The organism is Streptoverticillium olivoreticuli subsp. olivoreticuli (assembly GCF_003391135.1).
Classification (GTDB): Bacteria; Actinomycetota; Actinomycetes; order Streptomycetales; family Streptomycetaceae; genus Streptomyces; species Streptomyces blastmyceticus.
In genome coordinates, this window is sequence record NZ_CP031455.1 from 2,317,501 (window position 1) to 2,342,053 (window position 24,553).

15 protein-coding genes and 2 pseudogenes (1 of these 17 cut by a window edge) are annotated in these 24,553 nt (G+C 73.8%); 7 read left to right on the forward strand and 10 right to left on the reverse strand.

All coding sequences use genetic code 11. The features are described 5' to 3' along the window. Positions 1-1,501, forward strand: the 3' portion of a protein-coding gene (ptsP, locus tag DXZ73_RS09495) for a phosphoenolpyruvate--protein phosphotransferase (RefSeq protein ID WP_116210571.1). It extends 170 nt beyond the left edge of the window; only the last 1,501 of its 1,671 coding nucleotides appear in the window; its start codon lies beyond the left edge, outside the window; its stop codon occupies positions 1,499-1,501. Between the two features lie 71 nt (positions 1,502-1,572). Here ptsP and DXZ73_RS09500 read toward each other — a convergent pair whose 3' ends face one another. Then, the gene (locus tag DXZ73_RS09500) at positions 1,573-2,487 is read right to left on the reverse strand and encodes a hypothetical protein (protein ID WP_205519141.1); all 915 of its coding nucleotides are present in this window, start codon (positions 2,485-2,487) and stop codon (positions 1,573-1,575) included. Between the two features lie 395 nt (positions 2,488-2,882). On the opposite strand from DXZ73_RS09500, the pseudogene DXZ73_RS40560 reads away from it, so the two are divergent. Beyond that, positions 2,883-3,005, forward strand: a pseudogene (locus DXZ73_RS40560) (TetR/AcrR family transcriptional regulator); the annotation flags it as partial. 420 nt (positions 3,006-3,425) lie between these two features. Here DXZ73_RS40560 and DXZ73_RS09510 read toward each other — a convergent pair. Beyond that, the gene (locus DXZ73_RS09510) at positions 3,426-4,706 is read right to left on the reverse strand and encodes an RNA-guided endonuclease InsQ/TnpB family protein (RefSeq protein WP_240351712.1); all 1,281 of its coding nucleotides are present in this window, start codon (positions 4,704-4,706) and stop codon (positions 3,426-3,428) included. Between the two features lie 170 nt (positions 4,707-4,876). Here DXZ73_RS09510 and DXZ73_RS09515 point away from each other — a divergent pair, with 170 nt between their 5' ends. Further along, the gene (locus DXZ73_RS09515; RefSeq protein ID WP_338059115.1) at positions 4,877-5,146 is read left to right on the forward strand and encodes a hypothetical protein; all 270 of its coding nucleotides are present in this window, start codon (positions 4,877-4,879) and stop codon (positions 5,144-5,146) included. Positions 5,147-5,185: 39 nt separating this feature from the next. On the opposite strand, the gene DXZ73_RS09520 is transcribed toward DXZ73_RS09515, so the two are convergent. Further along, positions 5,186-7,192: an acetoacetate--CoA ligase gene (locus tag DXZ73_RS09520; RefSeq protein WP_116210574.1), complete on the reverse strand. Its 2,007-nt coding sequence runs from the start codon at positions 7,190-7,192 to the stop codon at positions 5,186-5,188. Positions 7,193-7,411: 219 nt separating this feature from the next. Here DXZ73_RS09520 and DXZ73_RS09525 point away from each other — a divergent pair, with 219 nt between their 5' ends. The 3 genes from DXZ73_RS09525 to glpK all read left to right on the forward strand — a co-directional run bounded on the left by DXZ73_RS09525 (position 7,412) and on the right by glpK (position 12,312). Beyond that, positions 7,412-9,802: a glycoside hydrolase family 31 protein gene (locus DXZ73_RS09525; protein ID WP_116210575.1), complete on the forward strand. Its 2,391-nt coding sequence runs from the start codon at positions 7,412-7,414 to the stop codon at positions 9,800-9,802. Between the two features lie 128 nt (positions 9,803-9,930). Then, a complete protein-coding gene (locus DXZ73_RS09530; protein WP_116210576.1) occupies positions 9,931-10,716 on the forward strand; it encodes a M15 family metallopeptidase in 786 nt (261 codons plus the stop codon). Positions 10,717-10,800: 84 nt separating this feature from the next. After that, positions 10,801-12,312, forward strand: a complete 1,512-nt coding sequence (gene glpK, locus DXZ73_RS09535) for a glycerol kinase GlpK (protein ID WP_116210577.1) — start codon at positions 10,801-10,803, stop codon at positions 12,310-12,312. On the opposite strand, the gene DXZ73_RS09540 is transcribed toward glpK, so the two are convergent. From DXZ73_RS09540 to DXZ73_RS09555, 4 genes are all read right to left on the reverse strand, one after another. After that, entirely contained in the window at positions 12,309-12,908 is a 600-nt protein-coding gene (locus tag DXZ73_RS09540; protein WP_116210578.1) for a GTP-binding protein, read from the reverse strand. The two genes, glpK and DXZ73_RS09540, sit on opposite strands and share 4 nt — an antisense overlap. A gap of 106 nt (positions 12,909-13,014) precedes the next feature. Then, complete coding sequence (locus DXZ73_RS09545; protein WP_116215513.1) at positions 13,015-13,446, reverse strand: DUF742 domain-containing protein; 432 nt, start codon at positions 13,444-13,446, stop codon at positions 13,015-13,017. An 8-nt stretch (positions 13,447-13,454) separates the two neighbouring features. After that, the gene (locus DXZ73_RS09550) at positions 13,455-13,931 is read right to left on the reverse strand and encodes a roadblock/LC7 domain-containing protein (protein ID WP_116210579.1); all 477 of its coding nucleotides are present in this window, start codon (positions 13,929-13,931) and stop codon (positions 13,455-13,457) included. Then, a complete protein-coding gene (locus DXZ73_RS09555) occupies positions 13,928-16,354 on the reverse strand; it encodes a sensor histidine kinase (protein ID WP_116210580.1) in 2,427 nt (808 codons plus the stop codon). The genes DXZ73_RS09550 and DXZ73_RS09555 overlap by 4 nt, the downstream gene beginning before the upstream one ends. Before the next feature lie 397 nt (positions 16,355-16,751). On the opposite strand from DXZ73_RS09555, the pseudogene DXZ73_RS09560 reads away from it, so the two are divergent. Further along, positions 16,752-17,051: pseudogene (locus DXZ73_RS09560) on the forward strand (hypothetical protein); the annotation flags it as partial. Between the two features lie 159 nt (positions 17,052-17,210). Here the strand turns inward: DXZ73_RS09560 and DXZ73_RS09565 are convergent. The 3 genes from DXZ73_RS09565 to DXZ73_RS09575 are packed head-to-tail and all read right to left on the reverse strand — an operon-like array spanning position 17,211 to position 24,515. Next, a complete protein-coding gene (locus DXZ73_RS09565; protein ID WP_116210582.1) occupies positions 17,211-21,977 on the reverse strand; it encodes a hypothetical protein in 4,767 nt (1,588 codons plus the stop codon). 49 nt (positions 21,978-22,026) lie between these two features. Beyond that, positions 22,027-22,938, reverse strand: coding sequence for a hypothetical protein (locus tag DXZ73_RS09570; RefSeq protein ID WP_116210583.1), 912 nt, complete (start codon positions 22,936-22,938; stop codon positions 22,027-22,029). 53 nt (positions 22,939-22,991) lie between these two features. Continuing rightward, the gene (locus DXZ73_RS09575; protein ID WP_116210584.1) at positions 22,992-24,515 is read right to left on the reverse strand and encodes a hypothetical protein; all 1,524 of its coding nucleotides are present in this window, start codon (positions 24,513-24,515) and stop codon (positions 22,992-22,994) included. Positions 24,516-24,553 lie beyond the last annotated feature (38 nt).

Sequence of the window (24,553 nt, forward strand, 5' to 3'; positions counted from 1 at the left end):
CATCGCGCGCGGCAACCTGGCCGGTGGCGAGGCCCAGCACGTGCTCGAGGCCCAGGCCATGATGGCGCAGGACCCAGAGCTCATGGCGGATGTCGAACGGCGCATCACCGTCGGCAGCACCGCCGAGCGCGCCGTGTACGACGCCTTCGCCGCCTACCGCGCGCTGCTCGCCAACGCGGGTGAGTACCTGGCCGGCCGGGTGGCCGACCTCGACGACGTGCGGAACCGTATCGTCGCGCGCCTGCTGGGCGTGCCGATGCCGGGTGTGCCGGACAGCGACGAGCCCTACGTACTGATCGCGCGGGACCTCGCACCCGCCGACACCGCGCTGCTCGACCCGACCCTGGTGCTCGGCTTCGTGACCGAGGAGGGCGGGCCGACGAGCCACAGCGCCATCCTGGCCCGGGCGCTCGGTGTGCCCGCGGTCGTCGCCCTGCCGGGCGCCGGTGAGCTGGCCGAGGGCACGGTCGTGGCCGTGGACGGCAGCACGGGTGACATCTTCGTCGAGCCGAGCGACGAGAAGCGCGCGGAGCTGACGAAGGCCGCCGAGGCGCGCAAGGCCGTCCTGGCCGCTTCGTCCGGTCCGGGCGCGACGTCCGACGGGCACAAGGTCCCGCTGCTGGCGAATGTCGGCGGCCCGGCCGACGTGCCGGCCGCGGTCGAGGCGGGTGCGGAGGGCGTCGGCCTGTTCCGCACCGAGTTCCTCTTCCTGGACGACAGCGAGAAGGCGCCGTCCGAGGCCAAGCAGATCGAGGCGTACCGCAAGGTCCTGGAGGCCTTCCCCGAGGGCCGCGTGGTCGTGCGGGTGCTGGACGCGGGCGCGGACAAGCCGCTCGACTTCCTGACGCCGGCCGACGAGCCGAACCCGGCGCTGGGTGTGCGGGGTCTGCGGACCCTGCTGGACCACCCCGAGGTGCTGCGCACGCAGCTCACCGCGCTGGCCAAGGCCGCCGAGGGGCTGCCCGTCTACCTCGAGGTCATGGCCCCGATGGTGGCGGACCGCACGGACGCGAAGGCGTTCGCCGACGCGTGCCGCGAGGCCGGGCTGCGGGCCAAGTTCGGCGCGATGGTGGAGATTCCCTCCGCCGCGCTGCGGGCCCGCTCGATCCTGCAGGAGGTCGAGTTCCTGTCGCTGGGGACCAACGACCTGGCGCAGTACACCTTCGCCGCCGACCGCCAGGTCGGTGCGGTGTCGCGGCTCCAGGACCCGTGGCAGCCGGCGCTGCTCGACCTGGTGGCGGCTTCCGCCGAGGCCGCCAAGGCCGAGGGCAAGAGCTGTGGTGTCTGCGGTGAGGCCGCGGCCGACCCGCTGCTGGCCTGTGTGCTGACGGGTCTGGGCGTGACCAGCCTGTCCATGGGCGCCGCGTCCATCCCGTATGTGCGCGCGACCCTGGCCAAGCACACGCTCGCGCAGTGCGAGCGCGCCGCTGCCGCCGCCCGTGCCACGGACACCGCCGAGGAGGCCCGCGTGGCCGCGCAGGCGGTGCTGTCCGGCGAGTGAGCCGGTGACGTGGTGACGCGTCGTTGATGTGTGAGGGGTGCCCCGCCGGTCGGCGGGGCACCTTTCGCGTTTCAGGCCGTGGTGTGCCCGTCTCCTTCCGTGGGCTCGGGCAGGTGCAGTCCCGCGCGGTAGTCGACGCCGGGCTCGGGCGGCACGGGTTCGCCGGTCCGGGCGTCGGTGCAGTAGGCGGCGAAGACTTCCGCTTCGCTCAGGGGCCGTAGCCAGCCGTCGCGCAGGCTCCAGCCCCGGACCGTGTCGCGGCGGCCGGGCGCGGCGGTGCGCAGGACGACTCCGCCCGGCCGGTCCGTGGCGATGCCCGCCGCCAGGACCGTGCAGAACACGAGGGCTGCGGCCTCCCCGAGGTGCAGCTCGCCGCCGTCGCCGTGCTCGGCGTGGAGAACGGCGACGAGCGGGGTGGCGCCTTCGGCGGGGACGCTGCACACGAGGTGGTGCGTGCCGGGCCCGACCGCCTCGATGAGCTGCCGCAGGGCCTGGGTGGCCCGGGCGAAGGAGGCGCGGCCGATGTCCTCCCCGCAGGACGCGCAGTCGCCGCCGCGGGTGAGCAGTGACGAGGCGTACTCCCATGTCGCCTGCTGTTCCGCCTCGTTGACGAGCTGGGGCAGGAGTCTGCGGATCGGCTGGCCCTCGTAGGTGACTCTGGTGCCCGTCGCCGCGACTTCGGCCGTGTAGCGGGTGCGGCTGGCCGGGGTGTCGGGGTCGAGGTGGGAGTCCGCGCAGAACTCCTCGTAACCGACGGGGTCGAAGAGGGCCACGCTGGTGTGTGTGCCCTGGGACGCGAGTGACCGCAGCAGCCCCTCCATCTGCCGCAGATATGTCGCGTGGTCGTCGAACATGAAGGAGCCGTATCGCCTCATGGCGGCGAAATCCTCCTCGTCTGCCAGCACGGCCACCGTGCTGGGCACTTCGCGGCGCAGTGCGCGCCGTGTCGCAGGTCCTCGGTTGCCGCCGTTCCTGGTGTACGCCATGGTTTCCCCCTCAGCGCGGACGATCAGTGCTCACTCACAGTAACCGGTGCCACTGACAACGCCCGGGCGTCGCGCTCGCGCACCAGGTGGCGCTGGGTGCAGCAGACCGCGGCGAGGGCGGCGCCGAGGCCGAGCCAGCCGGCCGGGCCCGCGGCGATCGCGCCGGTCACGGCCAGCGGGCCGACGCTGCGCTGGACGGCTTGGGCGAGTCCGTGGACGCCGAGGTAGGCGCCTTGGGCGGTGGGCGGGGCGAGGGCCACGGACAGTTCCCAGGAGACGGTGGCGTGCAGCATCTCGGCGACGGTGAAGGCGGTCGCGGCCAGGGTCAGGGCGACGGTGGCGAGCCAGGGTGTGCCGGTGGTCGAGGCGGCGAGGGCGGCGCCGCCGGCGAGGAAGACGGCGGCCAGCGGGAGGAGGGTGGCGCGTGCGGCGCGTGGGGTGGAGCCGAAGCGGGCGAAGGGCACCTGGAAGCAGACCACGAGCACGTTGTTGAGGACGAGGAGGAGCGGTACGGCCTGGTGCGGCGCGCTGGTGGCGGTCACGGTCCACAGCGGGAGGCCGATCTTGAAGACGGAGTCGTCGAGGAAGAGGACGGCCTCGCTGGCGGTGTAGGCGAGGTAACGGCGGTCGCGCCAGGGGTTGGTGGTGCCCGCGGGTGCCGGTGCGGCGTCGTGCGTGGCTTCGGTCCCGGTCCCGGTTCCGGTTTCCGTGGCGAGGGAGGAGTGCGACGGTGGTTCGGCGCACCGGAGGGTGAGGAGGGCGGCGAGGACGAAGGAGAGGGCGTCGCCGACGAGCAGCCAGCGGTACACGGTGGTGGTTCCCGCGGTGAGCGCGCCCGCCGCCGCGAGGCCGCCGACGGCCCAGCCGACGTTGGAGACGGTGCGGTTGATGGCCTGTTGACGATGCTCTCCCGGCTGCCGCCGGGAGATTCCCTTCGGCTACCCGTGAGTGACCGGTTGGGCTTCACGCATCCGCCTCCGCCAAGGGGCGGGACTCGGCACCGTGTGGCGCCTGCGCGTGCTGTTGGTGACCGAGCCACCCGTCCGGCGGGCTCGGGCCTCGATCTCCACCGAGGCATTGTGATCGGCATCGTCCTCGTGGCCACAGTGCACACATGCGAACGATCTGCCGCCCCCCTGGCGGGACGCGGGGTCAACTCTTCCACATGCCGGGTTCCCGCACGTCTGCGAGGTGTGGAACGGTGGCACTGGCCGGAGCTCGGAACCGTACAACCAGCACTTGTACTCCAGCTGACGGCGACGTTCACCGGGGCAGTTGTCGAGAACGGACCGGTTGAGCCCGGTCTTCTGCCGAACGTTCCGGCCCTGCTGTTCCCAGGATCCTTTCGCGCTGGCGGTCATGTTGGTCACGCGCAGATCCTCAATACCGACGAAACCGTGGTTTTTGGCGAGATCGGTGGTGAGCTTGTGCGTGAAGTCCGCCCGGCGATTGGCCTCCCGGGCCTTTAGTTTCGCAAGGGCTGTGATCGTGCGGCGCAGCCGGTTGCTGTACCTTCCTCCGCTGAACTTCTTGGCGTAGGTGATCTGACGCCCCATCCGCTGCCGAAGGCACAGCAGCCGGTCCCGCTCGCGCCCGGCAAGCCCCGCCGGCTTGATCCGCGGCGTGTTCTCAGTGGACACATAGGCGGATGAGGCGACGCCGAAGTCGACTCCACAGCCCGGTTTGCCGTTGGGGGTGGCAGGCTTGATGCCAGTTGCAACACCGAAGGAGATGTGCCAACCAACTCCGTCTCTGGATACTGTGACGTTGCGGATGGCGCCACCCAAAGCGCGCGAGAGTCGGAAACGCACCCAGCCGATCTTGGGTAGCCTTACCTCCGCCCAGTGTCGGTTCAATTTGCGCACCTCAACCGCTTGTCCCGGCAAAGGCACTGCTAAGCGGTGCCCACGCTTCTTGAACGTCGGAAAGACTGCCGGATGCTGGGGATTGAAGAAGTTGTCATATGCCCGGTCCAGGTGCCGCAGCACCTGCTGACCAGCCTGCGCGGGCAGCTCAGCCAGCCACGCCAGGTCGGGATCCGCACGTGCGGCCGTCAGGTACTTGCACTGCTCAACAGCCCGAAGCGTCCGACCCCGCTGCTCATATACGTGCACCCGCTGAGCGAGAGCCACATTCCACAAAGCGCGTGTGGCATGGCCCCACCCAGTCAGACTCCGCTCCTGAGCCCGGGTGGGGTATAGCCGAAACCTGCGCCCCATGTCCGCCTTCACGCCGCGTAATATAGTGCTGACCTTGTGGTCGCATAGCCAAAACCGCACAGCAGGCACCGTTTCCTTATTTCTGCACGCTTGGCGACGAATTACTGTCGTAACGTGTTCGTTTTACGCCCACTTGCCGTGTACGAAAGCGATCCACACAACCGCCCAACGTGAGCAAGATGCAATGCGAGAAGTGCGACGGCATCGCGGCGCACGGGGCGAGCGGACCGAACGTCTGGGTGCCGGTGCGGGACGAAGCGGCGGTGGTGAACGGGCTGCGGTCGTCGGGGTGGTGGGTGGCCGCGGGGGCGCGCTTCCGGTTGGCGTCGGCAGCGGGCGTACGGATCACGGTGGCGGAGCTGTTGCCCTCCGAGGCGGAGCGGCTCGCGGCGGACTTCTCGGAGGCGCTGGGGGAACGGCAGGCGACATACGGAGGGTGACGGTGAGGGGCGGGTGGGGGTCTCCCCCACCCGCTCGCTTCACGCCCGCTCGCGGCCCAGCTTCTCGTAGAAGTGCAGCAGGTCGACGTTGTCGACGGAGCCCGGGTTGACCGCCTTCTCCAGGGGCGTGCCCTGGAGAAGGCGCTTCACGGGGACCTCTATCCGCTTGCCGGTCAGCGTGTGCGGGATGCCCGTGACCTCGATGACCTCATCGGGGACGTGCCGCGGTGAGAGCTGCTCTCGGATGGTGTGCTTGATACGGGCGAGGAGTTCCTCGTCCAGCGTGGCGCCGGGTGCGAGGTGGACGAAGAGCGGCATCCAATAGCCGCCGTCGGGCTGTTCGACGCCGATGACGAGGGACTCCCGGATCTCGGGGAGCCGCTCGACGGCCTCGTAGATGTCCGAGGAGCCCATCCGGACGCCCTGGCGGTTGAGGGTGGAGTCGGAGCGGCCGTGGATGACGACGCTGCCCCGCGAGGTGAGGGTGATCCAGTCGCCGTGCCGCCAGACGCCGGGGAACATCTCGAAGTAGCTGTCGCGGTAGCGGGTGCCGTCCGGGTCGTTCCAGAACCGGATCGGCATGGACGGCATGGGGGCCGCGACGATCAGCTCGCCGACCTCGTCGACGACGGGCTCGCCGTGCGCGTCCCACGCCTGGAGGTCCGTGCCCAGGCAGGCGGCCTGGAGCTCGCCGATGTGCACCGGGAGGGTGGGGACGGCGCCAGCGAAGCAGCTGCACACATCCGTGCCGCCGCTGACGGAGGCGATCCACATGTCGGCCGCCACCTCGTCGTGGAGCCAGCGGAAGCCGTCGGGGGGCAGCGGTGAGCCCGTGGTGGCCACGCACTTGACGCGGGAGAGGTCGAAGTCGCGGCCGGGGTGGACATCGGCCTTGCGGCAGGCCATCACATAGGCGGCGGAGGTGCCGAAGAGCGTGGCCCCGGTGCGCTCGGCGACCCGCCACTGGGCCGCGGTGTCGGGATACCCGGGGCTGCCGTCGTAGAGCACGACGGTGGAGCCCACCAGGAGGCCGGAGACGAGGAAGTTCCACATCATCCAGCCGGTGGAGGTGTACCAGAAGAAGCGGTCGCCGGGGCCCAGGTCGCAGTGCAGGGCGAGCTGCTTGACGTGCTCGACGAGGATGCCGCCCTGGGACTGCACGATGGCCTTGGGCAGGCCGGTGGTGCCCGACGAATAGAGCACCCACAGCGGGTGGTCGAAGGGGACCTGCTCGAAGACGGGCTCCACGGTGGCGGAGGTGAGCGCCTCCCACTCCAGCGCCCCGTCGGGGGCCGGGGTGCCCAGCAGCGGGATGTGCACCACGGCGCGCAGCGTGGGCAGCCCCGCGCGCAGCTCGGTGACCGCGTCGGTCCGGTCGTGGCGCTTGCCGCCGTAGTGATAGCCGTCGACGGTGAACAGCACGACGGGTTCGACCTGCTGGAAGCGGTCGAGGACGCTGCGGGCCCCGAAGTCGGGGGCGCAGGAGGTCCAGACACCGCCGACGGCGGCGGTGGCGAGCAGGGCGACGACCGCCTGCGGGATGTTGGGGACATAGGCGCTGACGCGGTCGCCGGGGCGCACTCCGAGCCGGCGGAGCTCGGCTGCCAGGGAACCCACCTGGGCCCGCAGCCCGGCCCAGGTCACGGGGCGTGGCTCATGGGTCTCGTCGACGTGCAGCAGGGCGGGCTCGTGGGCGCGGGCGGGGTCCTCGGCGGTGCGCAGGGCGTGCTCGGCGTAGTTGAGCGTCGCGCCGGGGAACCATACGGCGCCGGGCATGGCGGGGTCGGCGAGCACCCTCTCGTACGGACTGGAGAAGCGCACGTCGCACCACTCGGTGACCGCCTGCCAGAAGCGCTCGAGCTCCGCCACGGACCAGCGGTGCAGGGCGGCGTAGCTCGCGGCGGGGGCGCCGGGGACGGGGGCGGGCGCGCCGTGGTGCTCGGCCGCCCAGGCGTGGAAGCGGGTGACCTGTGCGCGGGCGACGCGGTCCTCACCGGGGCTCCAGAGGGGCTCCGGTCGGTCGGCGGGCTGCGGTGCGGTGGTCATCTGGCTGCTCCCGGCTGTGCGCTTCGTGGGCGTCGCCGCGCACGCCGTCGGGGTGCTGTGCGTGACGCGGCTGAGCAGGACGATGCCATGTGATCGACTCGGGCACCAGCCCTGTGGATAACCCGCGGGCGGGCCCGCCGGGGTCCGGTGGATCCCCAGGGGGTGAACGGCTGTTGAACGCAGCACCGGCCCGATGGTGTCGATGGCAGGCTGAGCAGCATGGATGCACGTGATCTGCGGCGGTTAGCGAATGCGGTCGGGACGGCACGGGGCCTGCGGTCCGTGCGGTGGGCGTGGCGCAGGCGGCGGGCGGACGCGGCGGGGCTGCCGCGGCGGGGCGCGGAGCGGGCGCGGGTGCCGGGGGCGGTGCGGGGGGCCGAGCCGCTGCCGGGCGGCGGGGTGGTGCGGTTCGCCCGGTCGTCGCTGCGGGTGCGGGTGGCGGCGGGCGGCGCGGTGTTCTGCGGCTGGGACGGCGCGGAGCCGGAGCCGTCGTACGCCCTGGCGGGGCCGGTGCCGGAGGCGGACGAGCGCGCGGTGCTGGAGCCCGACACGGACGGCGGCTGGCGCGTGGTGTCCGAAAGGGTGCTGGTGGTGGTGGGCCGCCACGGCACGGTCGAGGTGCGGACGCCGGGCGGGGTGGTGCTGCGGCGTGACCTGCCGCCGCGATGGTGGGAGCCGGTGGATCCGGCCGCCCGGGAGGCGGTGGAGGCGCGGTGGACGCAGCGGTCGGAAGTGGCGGCGGACGCGCGGTTCTTCGGCCTGGGCGGCAGGGCGGTGGGGCCGCGGCTGCGGGACGGTGCGTACCGGCTGTGGAACACCGACCCGGGCGGCGCCTTCGAGCCGGGTGACGATCCGCTGTACATCACGATGCCCGTGCAGCTGGTGGTGGCGGACGCGGGCACGCACCTGGCCTTTCACGACAACACCTGGGACGGCCGGGTGACGTTGCGCGAGGGCGAGGAGGGCGCGGGGTCGGGGCACGACCGGCCGGGCAGCTGCGAGGTGCGGATGGACGGCGGCCCGCTGCGCTCCTGGGTGATGGTGGGCACTCCCGCGCGCGTGCTGCACACCTGGGCCACCTTGACCGGTACCCCGGCGCTGCCGCCCGCCTGGGCGCTCGGCCCGCAGCACGCGCGCTGGGGGTTCGGCAGCGAGCGGGAGGTGCGCCGGGTGGTGACGGGGTACCGGGAGCGCGGGCTGCCGCTGTCGGCTGTGCATCTGGACATCGACCACTACCAGGGGCATCGCGTCTTCACGGTGGACCGTGAGCGGTTCCCCGATCTGCCGGGGCTGGCGGCCGAGTTGCGGGGACAGGGGGTGCGGCTGGTGTCCATCGTGGATCCGGCCGTGAAGGCCCGGCCGGGGGTCGCGGAGTACGACAGCGGCGTGGCGGCCGGCGCGTTCGTGCGGGACGCGCGCGGGCGGGAGGTGCGCGGCGAGGTGTGGCCCGGCGAGTGCGTCTTTCCCGACTTCACCGATCCGGGGGTGCGCAAGTGGTGGGGCGGGCTGTACGCGGAGCGGCTGGCGCAGGGCTTCTCCGGGGTGTGGCACGACATGAACGAACCGGTGTCGTTCGCGGCGTTCGGCGACCCCTCGCTGCCGCGCTCCGCCCGGCACTCGCTGGAGGGCCGCGGCGGTGACCACCGGGCGGCGCACAATGTGTACGGGCTGGCCATGGCGCGCGCCGGTTACGAGGGGCTGCGCGAACTGCGGCCGGAGGAGCGGCCGTTCCTGTTCTCCCGGTCGGGCTGGGCGGGCATGCAGCGCTACGGCGGCACCTGGTCCGGTGATGTGGCGACGGGGTGGCCGGGGCTGCGGGCGTCACTGGCGCTGGTCCTGGGCCTGGGGCTGTGCGGGGTGCCCTATTCGGGACCGGACGTCGGCGGTTTCACGGGCCACCCGTCGCCGGAGCTGTTCCTGCGCTGGTTCCAGCTCGGCGCGTACCTGCCGTTGTTCCGTACGCACGCCGCGCACGACGCGGGCCGCCGGGAGCCGTGGGAGTTCGGGGCCGAGGTGCTGGAGCACACGGGGGCGGCGCTGCGGGAGCGGACGAGGCTGCTCCCGTACTTCGTGACGCTCGCGCACCTGGCCCAGCGCACGGGCGCGCCGTATGTGCGGCCGGTGTGGTGGCGTTCACCGGAGGACCGCGCGCTGCGCGACTGCGAGGACGCGTTCCTGCTGGGCGATTCCCTGCTCGTGGCGCCGGTGCTGGAGCAGGGCACGGACCGGCGGGCGGTGCGGCTGCCGCGCGGGCGGTGGTACGACACGGCGACGGGACAGGCCCACGAAGGGCCGGGGCAGGTGCTGTTGGACGCTCCCCTGTCGCGCATCCCGGTGCTGGCGCGGGCGGGTTCGGTCGTGCCGGTGGCCGGGGCGGACGGTCAGGTGGAGCTGGAGGTGTGGCCGCCGGCCGCCGGGCGTACGGGCGGTGGGGTGCTCGTGCCGGACACGGGCGAGGGGTGGGCGCCGCCGTCGGTCGTGCGCTTCACCACGCGGCTGCGGGACGGTGCGGTCGTGGTGGAGCGGGAGGGGGCGGAGGAAGTGGGGTATCCGGTGCGCTTGCGCGGGGCGGGGACGAGCGCGGGTACGAAGCCGGGTGCGGGCGATTAGGGCGGCTGGTTTTCCCTCTGCCCGCCCCTTCCCGAACCGGGGCCCCGCCCCGGACCCCGGTCCTCGAACGCCCGACAGGTTGCCCGTCGCTCTTCCGTACGCACCCGTCCTCTGCTATCCGGGACAGCATGTCGCGACTCTCCTCGGCGCTGCGCGCCCTCGCCCTTCCTGTCGCCGCCCTCATCGCCCTGTCCTGCGTTCCCGTCGCGCACGCCCGGGCACCGGAGCCGAGACCGCCCGCCGGGTTCGTGGCGCTCTCGGACGTCGATCCGTCGATCCTCCAGGAGATGCGGTACGTCACCGCGCACAACTTCACGGGCCACCGTGTCGACGGCTACCGCCGCCCCGTGTGCCTCCTCACCCGCCCGGCCGCCGAGGCGCTGCACAGGGCGCAGCGTGCCCTGCTGCCGCGGGGTTACAGCCTCAAGGTGTACGACTGCTACCGGCCGCAGCGGGCGGTCGACGACTTCGTGACGTGGGCGAAGGATCTCGCGGACGAGCGGATGAAGGCGGAGTTCTACCCCCGCGTCGACAAGTCGCGGCTTTTCGACGACGGTTACATCGCCGCGAAGTCCGGGCACAGCAGGGGCAGCACCATGGATCTGACGCTGGTGCGGCTCCCGGCCCGGCCGACGCGCCCGTACCGCCCCGGGGAGCGCCTGGTTCCCTGTTTCGCGCCGCGGGAGTGGAGGTTCCCCGACAACTCCGTCGACATGGGCACCGGCTTCGACTGTTTCGACACCCTCGCGCACACGCTGGACCCGAGGATCCGGGGTGCGCAGCGGGATCACCGGCTGTTGCTGAAGTCCACGATGGAGCGGTCCGGTTTCGTCAACCTGGCGGAGGAGTGGTGGCACTACACACTCCGTGGGGAGCCGTTTCCCGACACCTACTTCGACTTCCCCGTCCGGTGACGACGGCGCTTGACGCTCCCGTACGGCAGGTGAACACTGCCCGTTCGAGCAGTGTGGGCCAGCGCAGTCCTCCGAGGAGACGCCATGACGGGCTCGTACGTCGCCGCGATCGACCAGGGCACCACCTCCAGCCGCTGCATCGTCTTCGACCGGGACGGCACGGTCGTGGCCGTGGACCGGCGTGAGCACCGGCAGATCTTTCCCCGCCCTGGCTGGGTGGAGCACGACGCCGCCGAGATCTGGGCGAAGGTGCGCGCCGTGGTCGCGGGCGCGCTCGCCGCGGCGGGGCTGCGGGCGGACGAGCTGAGCGCGCTGGGCATCACCAACCAGCGGGAGACGACGGTCCTTTGGGACCGCTCCACGGGCAAACCGGTGCACAACGCCGTCGTCTGGCAGGACACGCGGACGGCCGCGCTCTGTCGCGACCTGGGCGGCGCGGACGGGCAGGACCGGTTCCGGGAGGCGACCGGGCTGCCGCTCGCCAGCTATTTCTCCGGGCCCAAGGTGGCGTGGCTGCTGGAGCACGTGCCGGGGCTGCGGCGGCGGGCGGAGAACGGTGAGATCGCGTTCGGGACCGTCGACTCCTGGCTGATCTGGAATCTGACGGGCGGCACGGACGGCGGGGTGCACGTCACCGACGTGACCAACGCGGGGCGCACGCTGCTGATGAACCTCGGCACCCTCCAGTGGGATCCGTCGATCCTGGCCGAGATGGGCATACCGGAGGCGGTGCTGCCGGAGATCCGGTCCTCCGCCGAGGTGTACGGGACGGCGGTGGGTCCACTGGCCGGGGTGCCGGTCGCGGCGGCGCTGGGTGATCAGCAGGCGGCGGTGTTCGGGCAGACCTGCTACGGGGTGGGCGAGGCCAAGAACACGTACGGCACGGGGAGTTTCCTGCTGCTCAACACGGGTGACCGGCCCGTGCCGTCCAAGAACGGACTGCTGACGACGGTCGGTTACCGGTTGGGCGGGGAAGCTCCCGTGTACTGCCTGGAGGGGTCGATCGCGGTCACCGGTGCGCTGGTGCAGTGGTTCCGCGATCAGCTGGGCCTGATCCGCTCCGCCGACGAGATCGAGCCGCTGGCGGCGAGCGTCCGTGACAACGGCGGCGCGTATGTCGTGCCGGCCTTCTCCGGGCTGTACGCCCCGTACTGGCGCTCCGACGCCCGTGGCGTCATCGCCGGGCTGACCCGCTACGTCACCAAGGCGCACCTGGCGCGGGCGGTGCTGGAGGCGACGAGCTGGCAGACCCGTGAGGTCGTGGACGCGATGTTCCAGGACTCCGGGGTGCGGATCACCTCGCTCAAGGTGGACGGCGGGATGACGGCCAACGGCCTGCTGATGCAGCACCAGGCCGATGTGCTGGGGGTGCCGGTGATCCGGCCGGTGGTCTCCGAGACGACGTGCCTGGGTGCCGCGTACGCCGCCGGTCTGGCCACCGGCGTGTGGGGTGGGCTCGACGAGCTGAGGACGCACTGGCGGCAGGACGCCGAGTGGGCGCCCCGGATGGGCGCGGAGGAGCGGGAGCGCGAGTACGGGCGCTGGCTCAGGGCCGTGGAGCGCAGCTTCGGGTGGCTGGAGGAGGGCTCCTCCTAGGCGAGGGTCTGCGGGGTGTCGCGGTGTCCTACGACGCCGGTGGCGATGGCGTGTTCGACGACGGAGACCAGGACGTGCTTCACGGACTCGCGCTCGCGGGCGTCGCACATGACGACCGGCACGCCGGGGTCGAGGTCGAGTGCGTCGCGGACGTCGCTCTCGGGGTAGCGGTCGGCGCCGTCGAAGCAGTTGACGGCGAGCGTGAAGGCGATGCCGCGCCGTTCGAAGTAGTCGACGGCGGCGAAGCAGTCGGCGAGGCGGCGGGTGTCGGCGAGGACGACGGCGCCCAGGGCTCCCTGGGCGAGCTCGTCCCACAGGAACCAGAAGCGGTCCTGGCCGGGCGTGCCGAAGAGGTAGAGGACCAGGTCGTCGCGGAGGGTGATCCGGCCGAAGTCCATGGCGACGGTGGTGGTGCGCTTGGCCTCCACTCCCGCGAGGTCGTCGACGGGGCGCCCGGCTTCCGTGAGCGTCTCCTCCGTGCGGAGGGGCCTGATCTCGCTGACCGCGCCGACCAGGGTGGTCTTGCCCACGCCGAAGCCGCCGGCCACGAGCAGTTTGAGGGCGAGCGGGACGGGGTCGGTGCGGGTGGGCGTCATGGGGGCGGCCTCCTTCGGGGTGATCGTTTCGTACGGGACGTGGTCACGACAAGTGTTTCCCCTGTCGTCCCTCTCGCCCGGGGGACGCAGCGGGGGAGGCCGGGGGCTAGAGCGCCCGGAGGGCGTCGATGACGTCCCGGAGCACGGTCTCGTCGGGGAGCTCCGCCGGTGGCACCGGGCGGGTCACCCGGACGAATCCCGCGTCGACCAGGTCGCCGACGAGCACCCGCACCACGCCGACCGGCAGGTCGAGCCCCGCGGCCAGCTCCGCGACGGACTGCGGCCGCGTGCGCGAGACTTCGACGATGTCGAGGTGCTCGGGCGAGAGCGTCCGGTCCGCGAGGACGTGCGCGCCGGACGGCCCGGCCAGGGCCTCGTCGGCGATGACCACCGCGATCAGGTCGAGCTCGCTGCCGTCGGCGCTGCGGGTCCGGCCGCGGGTCATGGCGTACGGGCGCACCACCGGGCCCGCGGCGTCGTCGTACCACCGCGCCGCCCCGTCCCGATCCGCGGTGCGGTGGCCGTCGTCTCCGGTCATGCCGGCCTTCACCCGTCGGCGGCCACGCCGGTCCGCGGAGCGGTGGCCAGGTGCGCGCCCACGCGCTTGACGAGCAGCGTCATCTCGTAGGCGACCAGGCCGATGTCGGAGTCGGCGTCGGCGAGCACGGCGAGGCAGCTGCCGTCGCCCGCCGCGGTGACGAACAGGAACGCGTCGTCCAGTTCGACCATGGTCTGGCGGACCTTGCCCGCGTCGAAGTGGCGGCCCACGCCCTTGGCGAGGCTGTGGAAGCCGGAGGAGACGGCGGCGAGGTGCTCGCCGTCCTCGCGGGAGAGCCCCTTGGACTTACCGGTCGCCAGTCCGTCGCCGGAGAGCACCAGTGCCTTGCGTACGGTGCCGACGCGCTCGACCAGGTCGTCGAGCAGCCAGTTCAGGTCGCCGGTGGTCCCCGGCTGCCGCTCTTCGGCGGCGGCCTGTGCGCCGCGGGTCCCGGTGGTGCGTGTCGCGGCCTTCGGTGCGGTCATGGACCGTCCCCCTCGTGTGTGGTTCCTGGTGCTGTGGTTCTCGTCGTGCCGGTTCCATGATCCTCCCGTCCGCGCTGCCAGCCGCGCTGGAGGGCCGCCATGCGGGCCCGTACCTCCTCGGCGTCGCGCTCGTGTTCCGCAGCGGTGGCGTCCGTGGGGGCGTCCGGCGCGCGGCGGACGGGGTCGTTCCGCAGCTGTGGGGCGAGGCTGGCCTGGCGTACGCGCCGGGGCAGCCCGCCGGTCGGGGTGCGCTCCTCGTCGTCGGCCGGGCGGCCGTGGTCGTGGACCGGGACGGGGGGTCTGCGGCGGGGCAGCGGCTGCGGCCCGTCGTCCGCCTGGTGGTGCTGTGCGTCCCCGTCGTCCGTCCCGGTGTCGAACGGGCAGAGCGGAAGCTCCGGTTCGGCTCCGCTGCCGCGCAGCGGTGCGCGGCCGGGCGCGGCGAGCGCCGAGAGCGGTGACAGGGGCGTCGTCGGCCGGTCCTGAGGTATTTCCTGTCCCCCGGTGTCCGCGTCAGGTGCCGCGGCGCCCTTGCCGACGGCGGTGAGCAGCGCGAGGGGGACGAGGACGACCGCGGTGGTGCCGCCGTACGGGGAGGGCTGGAGCGAGACCTTCACACCGTGGCGGCGGGCGAGCCTGCTGACGACGAACAGGCCGAGGCGGTCGGTGTCGGACAGCTCGAACTCGGGGGTCTCTGCGAGCCGGAGATTGGCTTCGAGCATGAGGTCCGGGGGCATGCCGAGCCCGCGGTCGTGGATCTCGACGGTGAAGCCGTTGGAGACCCGCTCGCCCAGGACCTGGACCCCGGTGTGCGGCGGGGAGAAGACGGTGGCGTTCTCCAGGAGTTCGGCGAGGAGGTGGGTGAGGTCGCCGACGGCGGGCCCGTGCACGGCCAGTCGCGGCAGGCGGCGCACCTCGATGCGTTCGTACGCCTCGACCTCGGCGACCGCGGCCCGCACGACGTCCATCAGGGGCACCGGTCTGCGCCACTGCCGGGCGGGGGCGGCGCCGGAGAGGATGACGAGGCCCTCGGCGTGGCGGCGCATGCGGGTGGTGAGGTGGTCGAGGCGGAAGAGGTCGGCGAGTTCGTCGGTGTCCTCCGTGCGGCGCTCCATGGCGTCGAGGAGGGTCAGCTGGCGGTGCAGGAGCACCTGGCTGCGGCGGGCGAGGTTGACGAAGACCTCGGAGACGCCGCGGCGCATGTCGGCCTGTTTGACGGCGGCTTCGACGGCGGCGCGCTGGAGGGTGTTCAGGGCCTGGCCGACCTGGCCGAGTTCGTCGGTGCCGAAGTCGCGGCGGGGCGCCTCGGCCTCCACGTCGACGTGTTCGCCCGCGGCGAGGCGGCGCATCACACCGGGCAGCCGTACGCCCGAGGCCTCGTGGGCCTCCTTGCGCAGGTCGCGCAGGTCCCGGATCAGGCCGCGGCCGACCTTGAGGGAGATGACGAGCGAGCAGACGAGGGCGGCGAGGCCGAGGATGCCGGCGGCCGCGGCCTTGATGAGGACGCCGATGGCGACGGGCTCGACGCGGCCCGCGTAGCGGTCGATGGCCTCGGTGCCCATCCGGCCGAGCTCGTCGAGGACCGTTCCGGCGGTCGCGTTCCAGCGCTGGGGGTCGACGGTGTGCGGGGCGCGGTCCGCGCCCGCGAGGACGACGGCGTCCTCGGTGGAGCGCAGGGTCTCGGCGGTGCTGCCGCGCCAGTAGTCCTCGTAGGTCTTCTGGTCCCCGGCGGGCAGGACCGGGAGGCTGGCGCCGTAGAGGACCCGGCGTTCGGCGACGCGGTCGGAGAAGGCTCGCAGGTCCTGGCGGCTCATGGTGCCGGCGGTGAGCGCGGAGGCGAGCAGGGCGTCCTCGCGGGAGAGCGCCTCGCGGGCGCGGGCGATGCCGACGAGGGCACGGCCCTGCTTGTCCATCTCCGCGTCCTGGAGGGCGCTGAGGGTGCCGAGGAAGACGTAGTAGGGCTCGACGAGTTCGTTGTACGCCTGGAACGCGCCGTGGCGGCTGATGGTGGCGTCCTCGGCCTTGTGGCGCAGGCCGTCGAGGTCGCCGAGGCTCTTCTCGATGGCGGCGAAGCGGGCCGCGGCCTGGGAGCTCATGCCGTCGCGGAGGTCGCCGTCGGCGCCGGAGCGGAGGACCGCGACGGCCTTGTCGGTGGTGCGCTGCCGTTCGCGCAGGTCGGCGAGGGCGTCGGAGCGGCGGGGGTCGGCGAGGTAGACGAGGGTCTGGCGGCGCTCCTTCTGCAGGGCGTGGACCAGGTCCTCGGCGGGGTAGCCGACCTTGCGCATGACGTCGGCGACGGTGAGCAGCTGGGCGGCCTCACTGCCGGTGATCACGGTGGCGAAGACCCACAGGGCGGTCAGCGACACCAGTGGCACGAGCAGCAGCGCCACGATCTTCCGGCGGATCGACTTCCCGCGAAAGCGCATGGCCTCCCCAACGTCAACCCCGGCGCCCCGGGGTGGTGTTCCGACAACAATGCGGCGTGAGCCTACTACTGCGTGGTACGGGACTCGAAGACCAGTACGGTGGCCGGACTCCGGCCGTGTCGGCCGTGGGCACCTGTTGTCCGGTGATTCCAGGACTTTTCGGTCTGGCTGGATTCCTCTCCCCCATGGGAACCTTTGGGCAACGTCATTCGCTCTTCATCCAGGGAACCGATGACGGGACGGGGGACGGGCAGGGCGGCGCGATGCCCGACACCCCTCCTTTTGCTCCTGTTTGGTGCCTGTTGTGAGCGTCTTTTGGCAGCGGCCCCACGGGGGCGGCCACTGGGGGAGGTGAGCGGTCATGGACCGGAATCGCGACATCCCGTCGCACCGGAGCCGCCCGCTGTGGGTCGAGGAGCCGGCGCGTCGGCCGCGGATGCCGGATCCGGTCCGTACGGCGGCGGTGCGCGCGGTCCTCGTCATCGCGGTGACGCTGGTGGAGGCGATGGTCGCGACGCTGTTCGCGCTGGCCGGTTCATGGCTCGCGCTGCCCGCGCTGCTGTGCGTCCTGGCGAGCGTGGTGGCGGCGACCTGGGCGGTGCTGGATGTGTGGGTGACGCGGCAGGTGTGGCGGCAGCGCCACGGGGTGGTCTCCGTGCCCAGCAGTTCGGCCCGTCCGATACGCAGGGCGCGCCGCCCACGCTTCCCCTGATCGTCAACTGCCGGGTGGGCGAGGGCGGCCGGTCGGACCGGGTGCGGCGGTTGCGCGTACGCGTCGGGGCGCTGCCGCGGGAGCGGTACGAGGAGGGGGCGCGCTTCCTTCCCCCGTCGCGCCCCTCCCCGTGACCGAGCCCCCTCACGCCCCCGCGGGCACCGGTTCCTCCTCCGCCGGGCGGCGGTACATGCGAGTTGCCGTGATCTGCCCGTGGACCTTCTCCTCGTCCGGGTCCTGCTGCTGCGGCAGGCCGGGGCGCAGGTGCTCCTCCACGCTGATGTACTTCAGGCCCGCCCGCAGGTCGGCGTCGTTGCGCAGGCGGATGACCAGGGGGAACTCCGCCAGGGCCGTCGTGTCGAACAGGCCGGTGGTGTAGAGCAGCTGGACGCCGAGGGCGTCGGCGACCGCCCGCTGGAGCTCCAGCAGATAGGTGGCGTTGGCGCGGCCGATCGGGTTGTCCAGGAACAGCGTGCCCGCGTGCCGCTGCTTGTCGCGGCCGCGGTCGTTGCTGCGCAGCGCCGCCATGGTGCAGTACAGCGCGATGGCCGCGGTCAGCAGCTGCCCGCCGGAGAACACGTCGCCCATCTGCCCCACCGACACCCGCTCGGCGCGCAGCACGGCGTCCGGCTTGAGGATCTCGACGGCGACGCCGCGCGGTTGCAGCGCCGCCGCGACGCCCCGCAGCAGCAGGGACATTCCGTCGCGCCGGAGGTCGGAGTTCTTCCTGACCGCGGAGCGGGTCGCCTCGTCGATGACCTCGCCGAGGCGTTCGGTGAGCGTGGACTGGTCGGGGTCGTCGAAGCGGATGCGCAGGAACTCCTGGCCGGACCACTCCCCCAGCCCCTCGGGCAGCCGGGAGAGCCGCTGGGCGGAGCGCAGGGTGGTGAGCGAGGACTCGACGAGCCCGCGCAGCCGGTCGACGATGCTGTCGCGGTTGCGCTCCAGCTGCTCCAGCTCGTCGGTCAGCACCCGCAGCCGGGGCGCGAACGCCTCGGCCCACGCGGACGCGTGCTCCGGCAGGGCGGCGGCGGGCAGCTCGCGGATCTGCTGGCGGGCGGGGGTGCGCACCTGCTCGTAGCGGGTGGAGTTGGCGTGGCGCACGAGGATGTCGCTCGCCTCGCGGACCGCCGCCTCGGCGGCCGAGAGCTCCCCGGCGCAGCCGCGCAGGGAGCGGCGGGCCTCTCCGGCGGCCTGCCGGGCCTCCTCCAGGGAGCCCGCGTACGGCTCGGGCTCCTCGGCGTCCTCCTCGGGGGTGTTGTCGCGCAGCAGGTCGCGCAGGAGGGCCGCGGTGTCGTCGAAGCCGGAGGCGGCGTCCTCGGCGGCGCGGTGGGCGCGCAGCAGGTCGCCGTGCGCCCTGCGGGCGCTCTCCAGGGCGTCGGTGCGGGCGGTCAGTTCGGCGGTGGCGGTGCGCAGCAGTTCCTTGGCCCGGTCGGCGTCGGTGGGCACCAGCTCCTCGGGGAGTTCGGTGTGCGCGTCGCCGTCGGCGGGGGCCAGCCGCTCGGCCTCGCCGCGGAGGCGGCCGAGCTGCTCGCTGGCGGTGGAGGCGCGGGTCTCCAGCATCTGGACGAGCTGTTCGGCGCGGGCCGCCGCGGCCTGGCGGGAGGGGCCGTCGGCGCCGTCGGTGCCCTCGAGGAGCTGGGCGGCGCGGGTGCGAACCTTGTTGGTGAGGCGGTCGAGCTCGGCGAGGGCGGCGCTCTCGTCGCTCTCGGCGCGGGCCTGTTCGGCACGCAGGTCGGCGCCGACGCCGACCTTCTCGTAGAGCTGCGAGGCGGCGCGGTAGGCCTCGCGCAGGGCGGGCAGGGAGGCGGTGGGCGGCTCCGTGGTCGCCGAGACGTCGTCGGGGGCGCCCGCGATCTCCGCGCGCTCGGCGCGCAGCGCCCGGGCGGTGCGGCGCGCGTCGTCGGCCGCGCGCTGGGCGGCGCGGCGGTCCTCGTCGGCGGCGCGGGCCCGGTCCACGTACGCGGCGGCGCGCTCCTCGGACTCGGCGGCCTCCTCGGCCAGTTCGCGCAGGCGGGTCTGCCAGGAGGCGCGCTCGCGGAGCCGGTAGGCGAGCCCGGCCAGGGCGTCGGCGACGCGCCGGGCGCGGGCGGCGACCTCCTGGCGCTCGTCGCGCACCCGGGCCGCCTCGGCGGCACTCTCCTCGGCCTCGGCGCGGGCCGTGCGCAGCTCGGCCAGCTCCTCCTGGGCGGTGTCGGCGGCCGTGCGGGCCCGCTCGGCCTCGGCGGCCAGCTCGGCGAGGCGGCCGGCCGGGCAGCCCGCGCGCCACGACGTCAGCCGGGCGGCGAGCGTGCGGTCCCCGGTGAGGCGTGCCGCTATGGCGCGGATCTCCTCGTCGCGGGCCGTGGCGCGGGCGCGCAGCGCGTGGCGCTCGTCGTCGGCGGCGCGCTCGTCGTGCATGGCGGGGTTCGGCGGCACGAGGAAGACGCCGAAGGCGCCGGAGTCCTGGGCGTCCTGTGCGGGCGGCGGGGCGAGCAGTGCGGCGGCGGTGCCGACGGCGACGGCGGAGCGCGGCAACAGCGAGGCGGCGCCGAGGACTTCGCGGGCGCGGGCGTGGGAGTCGGCGTCGGTGATGACGACGCCGTCGACGAGCTCGGGGCGGGCCGCGAGCACGGCCGCGTGGGCGGCCGGGTCGACGGCCTGGGCGAGGTAGCGCCAGCCGGGCAGGGCGGGGATGCCGTGCTCGCCCAGGTACTCCACGGTGGCCAGCACGTCGGGGCTGGGGGGCAGCAGGCCGCCGTCGCCGAGCGCGCCGAGGATCCGCGCGTCGTCGGCGGCGGCGGTCCGCAGGTCGAACATCTGCCGCTCGGAGTTGGCGACGCTCTCGTCGAGCAGTTCGCGCAGCGCGTCGGCGTTGCGGTCGACCTCCTCGGCGGTGAGGGGGCCGGTCGCCTGGCGGCGGGCGCCGTCGTACGCGGCGGCGGACGCCGCGGCCGTCCCGCCGTCGGGGCCGGTGCCCTCGGCGGAGCGGCGCGGGGCGGGCGGGCGCTCGCCCGTGCCCGCGGCGCTCCCGCCCTCCTGTCCGGGGGCGGTGCCGCGCTGGCCCGGCACCTGGCCGGAGGCCATCGGCTCGGGCAGGCCCAGCAGTTCGATCAACCGTCGCTCGGCGCCGAGCGATTCGGCGGCGCGCCGCTCGGCGTCGTACGCCGATCCCGCGGCGGTGGCGGCGTCGGCGGCGCGGGCCGCGGACAGCTCCGTACGGGCCAGGGCGGCGGCCGCCTCCTTGGCCTGCTCGGCGGACCGGCGGGCGGTCTCCCGGGCGGCCTCGTACGCGGCGACGGCCGGTTTCTCGGCGTCGCTGGCGGCGAGCGCGGCGCGGGCGGGGTCGGCGTCGGGGGCGCTGTCGTCGAGCCAGCCGGCGCGGACGGCCTCGGCGGTCTCCTGCTCGACCTCCGCGAGCCGCTGGCGCAGGTGGCCGGTCTCGCTGCGGGCGCGCTGCGCCTCGGTGGCGGCGGCGGTGGCGTCGCGGTGGGCGGCCTCGCCGGCCTCCTGGAGGGCCGCGGAGCGCTCCTCCTCCTCGTTGGCGACGCGCTCGCCCTCCTCTGCGGCGCTGTTGAGGGCGCGCACGAGCTCGGTGGCGGCCTGGGCGCGGGCGGCCAGGGCGGGGGCGGCGTCGCGCTCGGCCTCGCGGATGGCGGCGGCCACGCGCGCGGAGCGGTCGGAGGCGGCGCGGTGGCGCAGTACGGTCTCGGCGGCCTGCCACGCGGAGTGCAGCGTACGGGCGTCGTTGAGCTCGCGGCGCTGGGCGGCGGCGGCCTTCTCGGCCGCGGCGAGCGCCAAGGAGGCGTGCCGGTAGGCGATTTCGGCGGCGACCAGGGAGCGGCGGCCGCGCTCGGTCTCGGCGTCGGTGACGGCGTGCGCGGCGGCGGCGACCTGCTCGGCCAGTTCGGCGGTGCGGCCGCGCTCCTCGGCGCCGCGCGCGGACAGCGTGCGGGCGAGGGCGCGGGTGCGGCGCTCGGCGCCCGCGTGCACGCCGCGCGCCTGGTCGCGCTTGACGGCGGAGTCGGCGATGCGGGAGAGCAGGTCGAGGGAGCCCGCGGTGAAGTCGCGCTCGGCGGTCAGCTCGGCCCGGCGGCCCAGCTTGTGGGCGAAGCCGTGCACGAGGTCGGCGAGGCCGTCGGTGTCCCGGGTGTCGGTGACGGCGCGCAGGAGGAGGTCGGTGAAGTCGGAGTCGTTCTTCACGGCGAAGAGGCCGGCGGCCTCGCCCTCGTCGGCGTTCATCTCGCGCTGGTAGCGGAAGAGTTCGGGGTCGAGGCCCAGCTCGCCGAGGTGTTCGTTCCAGCGCTCGTGGATCTCCTCCCAGACCACGTCCAGGTTCGGGTAGGCCTTGCCGGCCTCGGTGAGGGCGTCGCGGAAGCCCTTCATCGTGCGGCGGCGGCCGCGGGCACCGGAGGAGCCGTCGGCGGCGCGCAGGGCGGTGGACTCGGCGACGGGCAGCGAATCGAGGCTGAGCCCGGGGCCGGGGCGGAACGAGTACCACGCCTCGGCGAACTTCCGCGGGTCGTTGGAGACCTGGCGGCCGCGCCACTCGCTGACCTTGCCGACGACGACGGACTCGCCGGTGAGGACGTGCTGCCACTCCAGGGCGACGTGCCCGCAGTCCTCGGCGAGGAGGAACTTGCGCAGCACGCCGGAGCTGGCGCCGCCCAGGGTGTTGCGGTGGCCGGGCAGCATGACCGAGAAGATCAGCTTGAGGAGGACGGACTTGCCGCCGCCGTTCTCCAGGAAGAGCACGCCCGCGGGCGCGGGGCGGCGGGGCGGGCCGGTGGGCTCGTCCTCGAAGAACTCCGCCTGCGCGGGCGCGGGGTCGGGCACCGGGGCGCCGACCCCCCGCAGGTCCAGCACGGTGTCGGCGTAGCGCGCACCGGCAGGCCCGATGGAGTAGAGGCGGACCCGGGACAGCTCGTACATGGCGGACTCTCGTTGTCGTGACGGGCGGTGGTCGTGACGGGCGGTGCGGTCAGGAGTTGCGCTCGAAGAACGGCAGGCCGGCGTCGGCGACCAGGTCGAGGGCGTCGGCGTCGTCCGGCGGCAGCAGGGTCGCGCTGCCGTCGCCGACCGGCACGACGCCGAGCTCCAGCAGCTCGGACATGGCGGCGGTGCCCGCCATGTCGCGGACCTGGAGCTGGTAGCGGGCCGTGGTGCGGTACGCGCCGCCCGCGTCGTCGCCGGTGCGCTGGAGGAAGCCGGAGTCGACGAGGAAGGCGACGGCCTTGGCGATGATGCCGGTGGTGGAGCCCGCGAGGCGGCGGGCGTCCTTGGTGGCGCCGGTCGCGCTGCGCCGGGCGTAGACCCGCCAGGCGGCCTCCAGCCCGGGGGCGTCGCTGGTGGGGTCGGTGTTCTCGCCCTGCTCGGCGGCCCGCTCCTCCAGCCTGCGGCAGGCCTGGCGCACGAAGGCGTCGATGCCGTTGACGGTGACGCGGCCGATGTAGCCGTCGTCGGCGAGGTCCTCGGGGCGGGGGAAGGCCATGGCGGCGACCGCGAGGTGGGCGAGGCCGTGCAGGAAGCGGTCGGCGGAGTCGACGGTGGCGCGGCGGGCGTAGTCGCCCATCCGTACGGCGAAGACGGAGTCCTCGGCGGCGGTGACGGCCATCCCGGCGCGGGTGGAGACCTCCAGCACGATGAGCCCGAGCCCGGCGGCGACGGCGTCGGCGAGGCGCGCGAAGGCGGGGTCGTCGCGGTGGCGGCGCAGCAGCTCCGCGTACTCCGCGTCGCGGGCGGGCTGGAGCTTGGGCTGGAGCCCGAACGCGATGAGCCGGGCCGCATCCGCGGCGTCGGCCGGGGTGACGTTGCCGCTGGGGGCCGGAGTCTGCGCCTCGCCGCTGACCGCGGGGTCCGGCTGTGCCGCGTCGTCGGCGTCGTACTCGGTCACGGTTGCTGCTCCTGTCGAGATTTCCATGGGCCCGTGCGGCGTCGTGAACCCGCTCATGACGCCGCCTCGCGGTCCGCCGCCATGCCCGCCGCGTCCAGGAGGGCCGTGCCGACGATGAGGTCGGCGCCGCCGAACTCCGGGTCGTCGAGCTCCGTGCCGTCGTCGACGGCGAAGAGGAGGGTCGGTTCGCCCTGGCGGTAGGCGGTGCCGACCGGCGGGCTCGCGGCGTGGACGGACAGGAGGGCGACGAGGTAGGGGAGTTCGGGGTCGCGGCGGCGCGCCTCGGCGAGGAGCCCGGACAGCCGGCGGGGGGCGTCGGCCGGCAGGTCGAGGAGCTCCATGGCGCTCGCCAGCTGCGCCTCGCTGAAGCGGCTGTCGTCGGGGGTGGTGATGAGGTCCGGCTCGGGCATCTCCGCGCCGAGGTGCTCCCGCTCCGCGGGCGGGGTGAGCAGCATCTCGACCAGGTCGCCGACGCGCACGGAGGCCGGGGTGCGCAGGCCCGTGCCGCCCGCGAAGAAGGCGTCGGTGACCCGCCCGGCCCGCTCGACGGGGAGCGGCAGCAGGGGGGCGAGGAGCTGGCCGTAGAGGTCGAGTCCGGAGCCGGCGGTGGAGGGCGCGAAGGCCTGCCGGTCCTGTTCGGCGCGGAAGAGGGGGCCGGCCTCCAGCAGTCTGGACTGGAGCTGGGTGTGGCGGCGGATGCAGTCCTTGACGATGTCGACGAGCTCGGCGGCGCGCCGCTTGTGCTCCGGATCCTCCGCCTCGTCGCGCGCCTTGCGGATGTTGGTGAGGATCGCGTTCTCGTGGCGGTAGCGGTCGGCGACGTGGTCGAGCGCTTCGGCGATCATGTCGGGGACGGTGCGCAGCCAGTCGACGGCGCGGACGTTGCGCCGGGTGGCGTCGAGGGTCTTGCGGAGGGTCTCCGCGTACTGCACGGTGCGGTAGCGGGCCTGTTCGGCGGCGAGCTGGGCGTCGGCGAGGCGGCCCCGGCTGATGAGGACCTCCAGCTTCACCTCGGCGGCGATCTGGGCGCTGGTGACGTCGGTGTCGAGAGCGCCGACGAGGACGTTGACCGCTTCGTCGGTGGTGCGCAGGAAGACCGTGCCGCCGTGGCCGGGGACCTCTTCGATGAGCTTGAAGTCGTAGTCGCGCCGGACGTAGGCGCCGTCGGCGCCGAAGGTGCCGTAGACGGCGCGGAAGCCCCGGTCGACGCTGCCGACGTTGATGAGGTTCTCCAGGACCCACCGCGCGACGCGCTCGTGCTCGGCCGCGGGGCGGCCGGGCGCCTGTGCGCCGACGCGCGGCAGCAGCCGGGACACTATCTGCTCGTGGTCGGCGCCGGTGTCGAAGTCCATGTTGAGCGTGACGAGGTCGATGGCGGCGAGCGCCACCTCCGCCATGGCGTAGCCGCCGTACTCCCCCGCGAGGTTGGCCTTGCGCGCGTCGAGGTCGTGCAGGGGTGCCGTGCAGGCGAGCGCGCGCAGCCTCCGGGCCAGGCCCTCGTCGGCGGCCGGGCCCGGGGCGGGGCGCGAGGGCCCGTTGAGCTGGGGCGGAACGGCCGCCGGGGCTGGAGAAGTCACGTCGCACAGAGTAGGCGGTCGCACCGACAACGGACGAA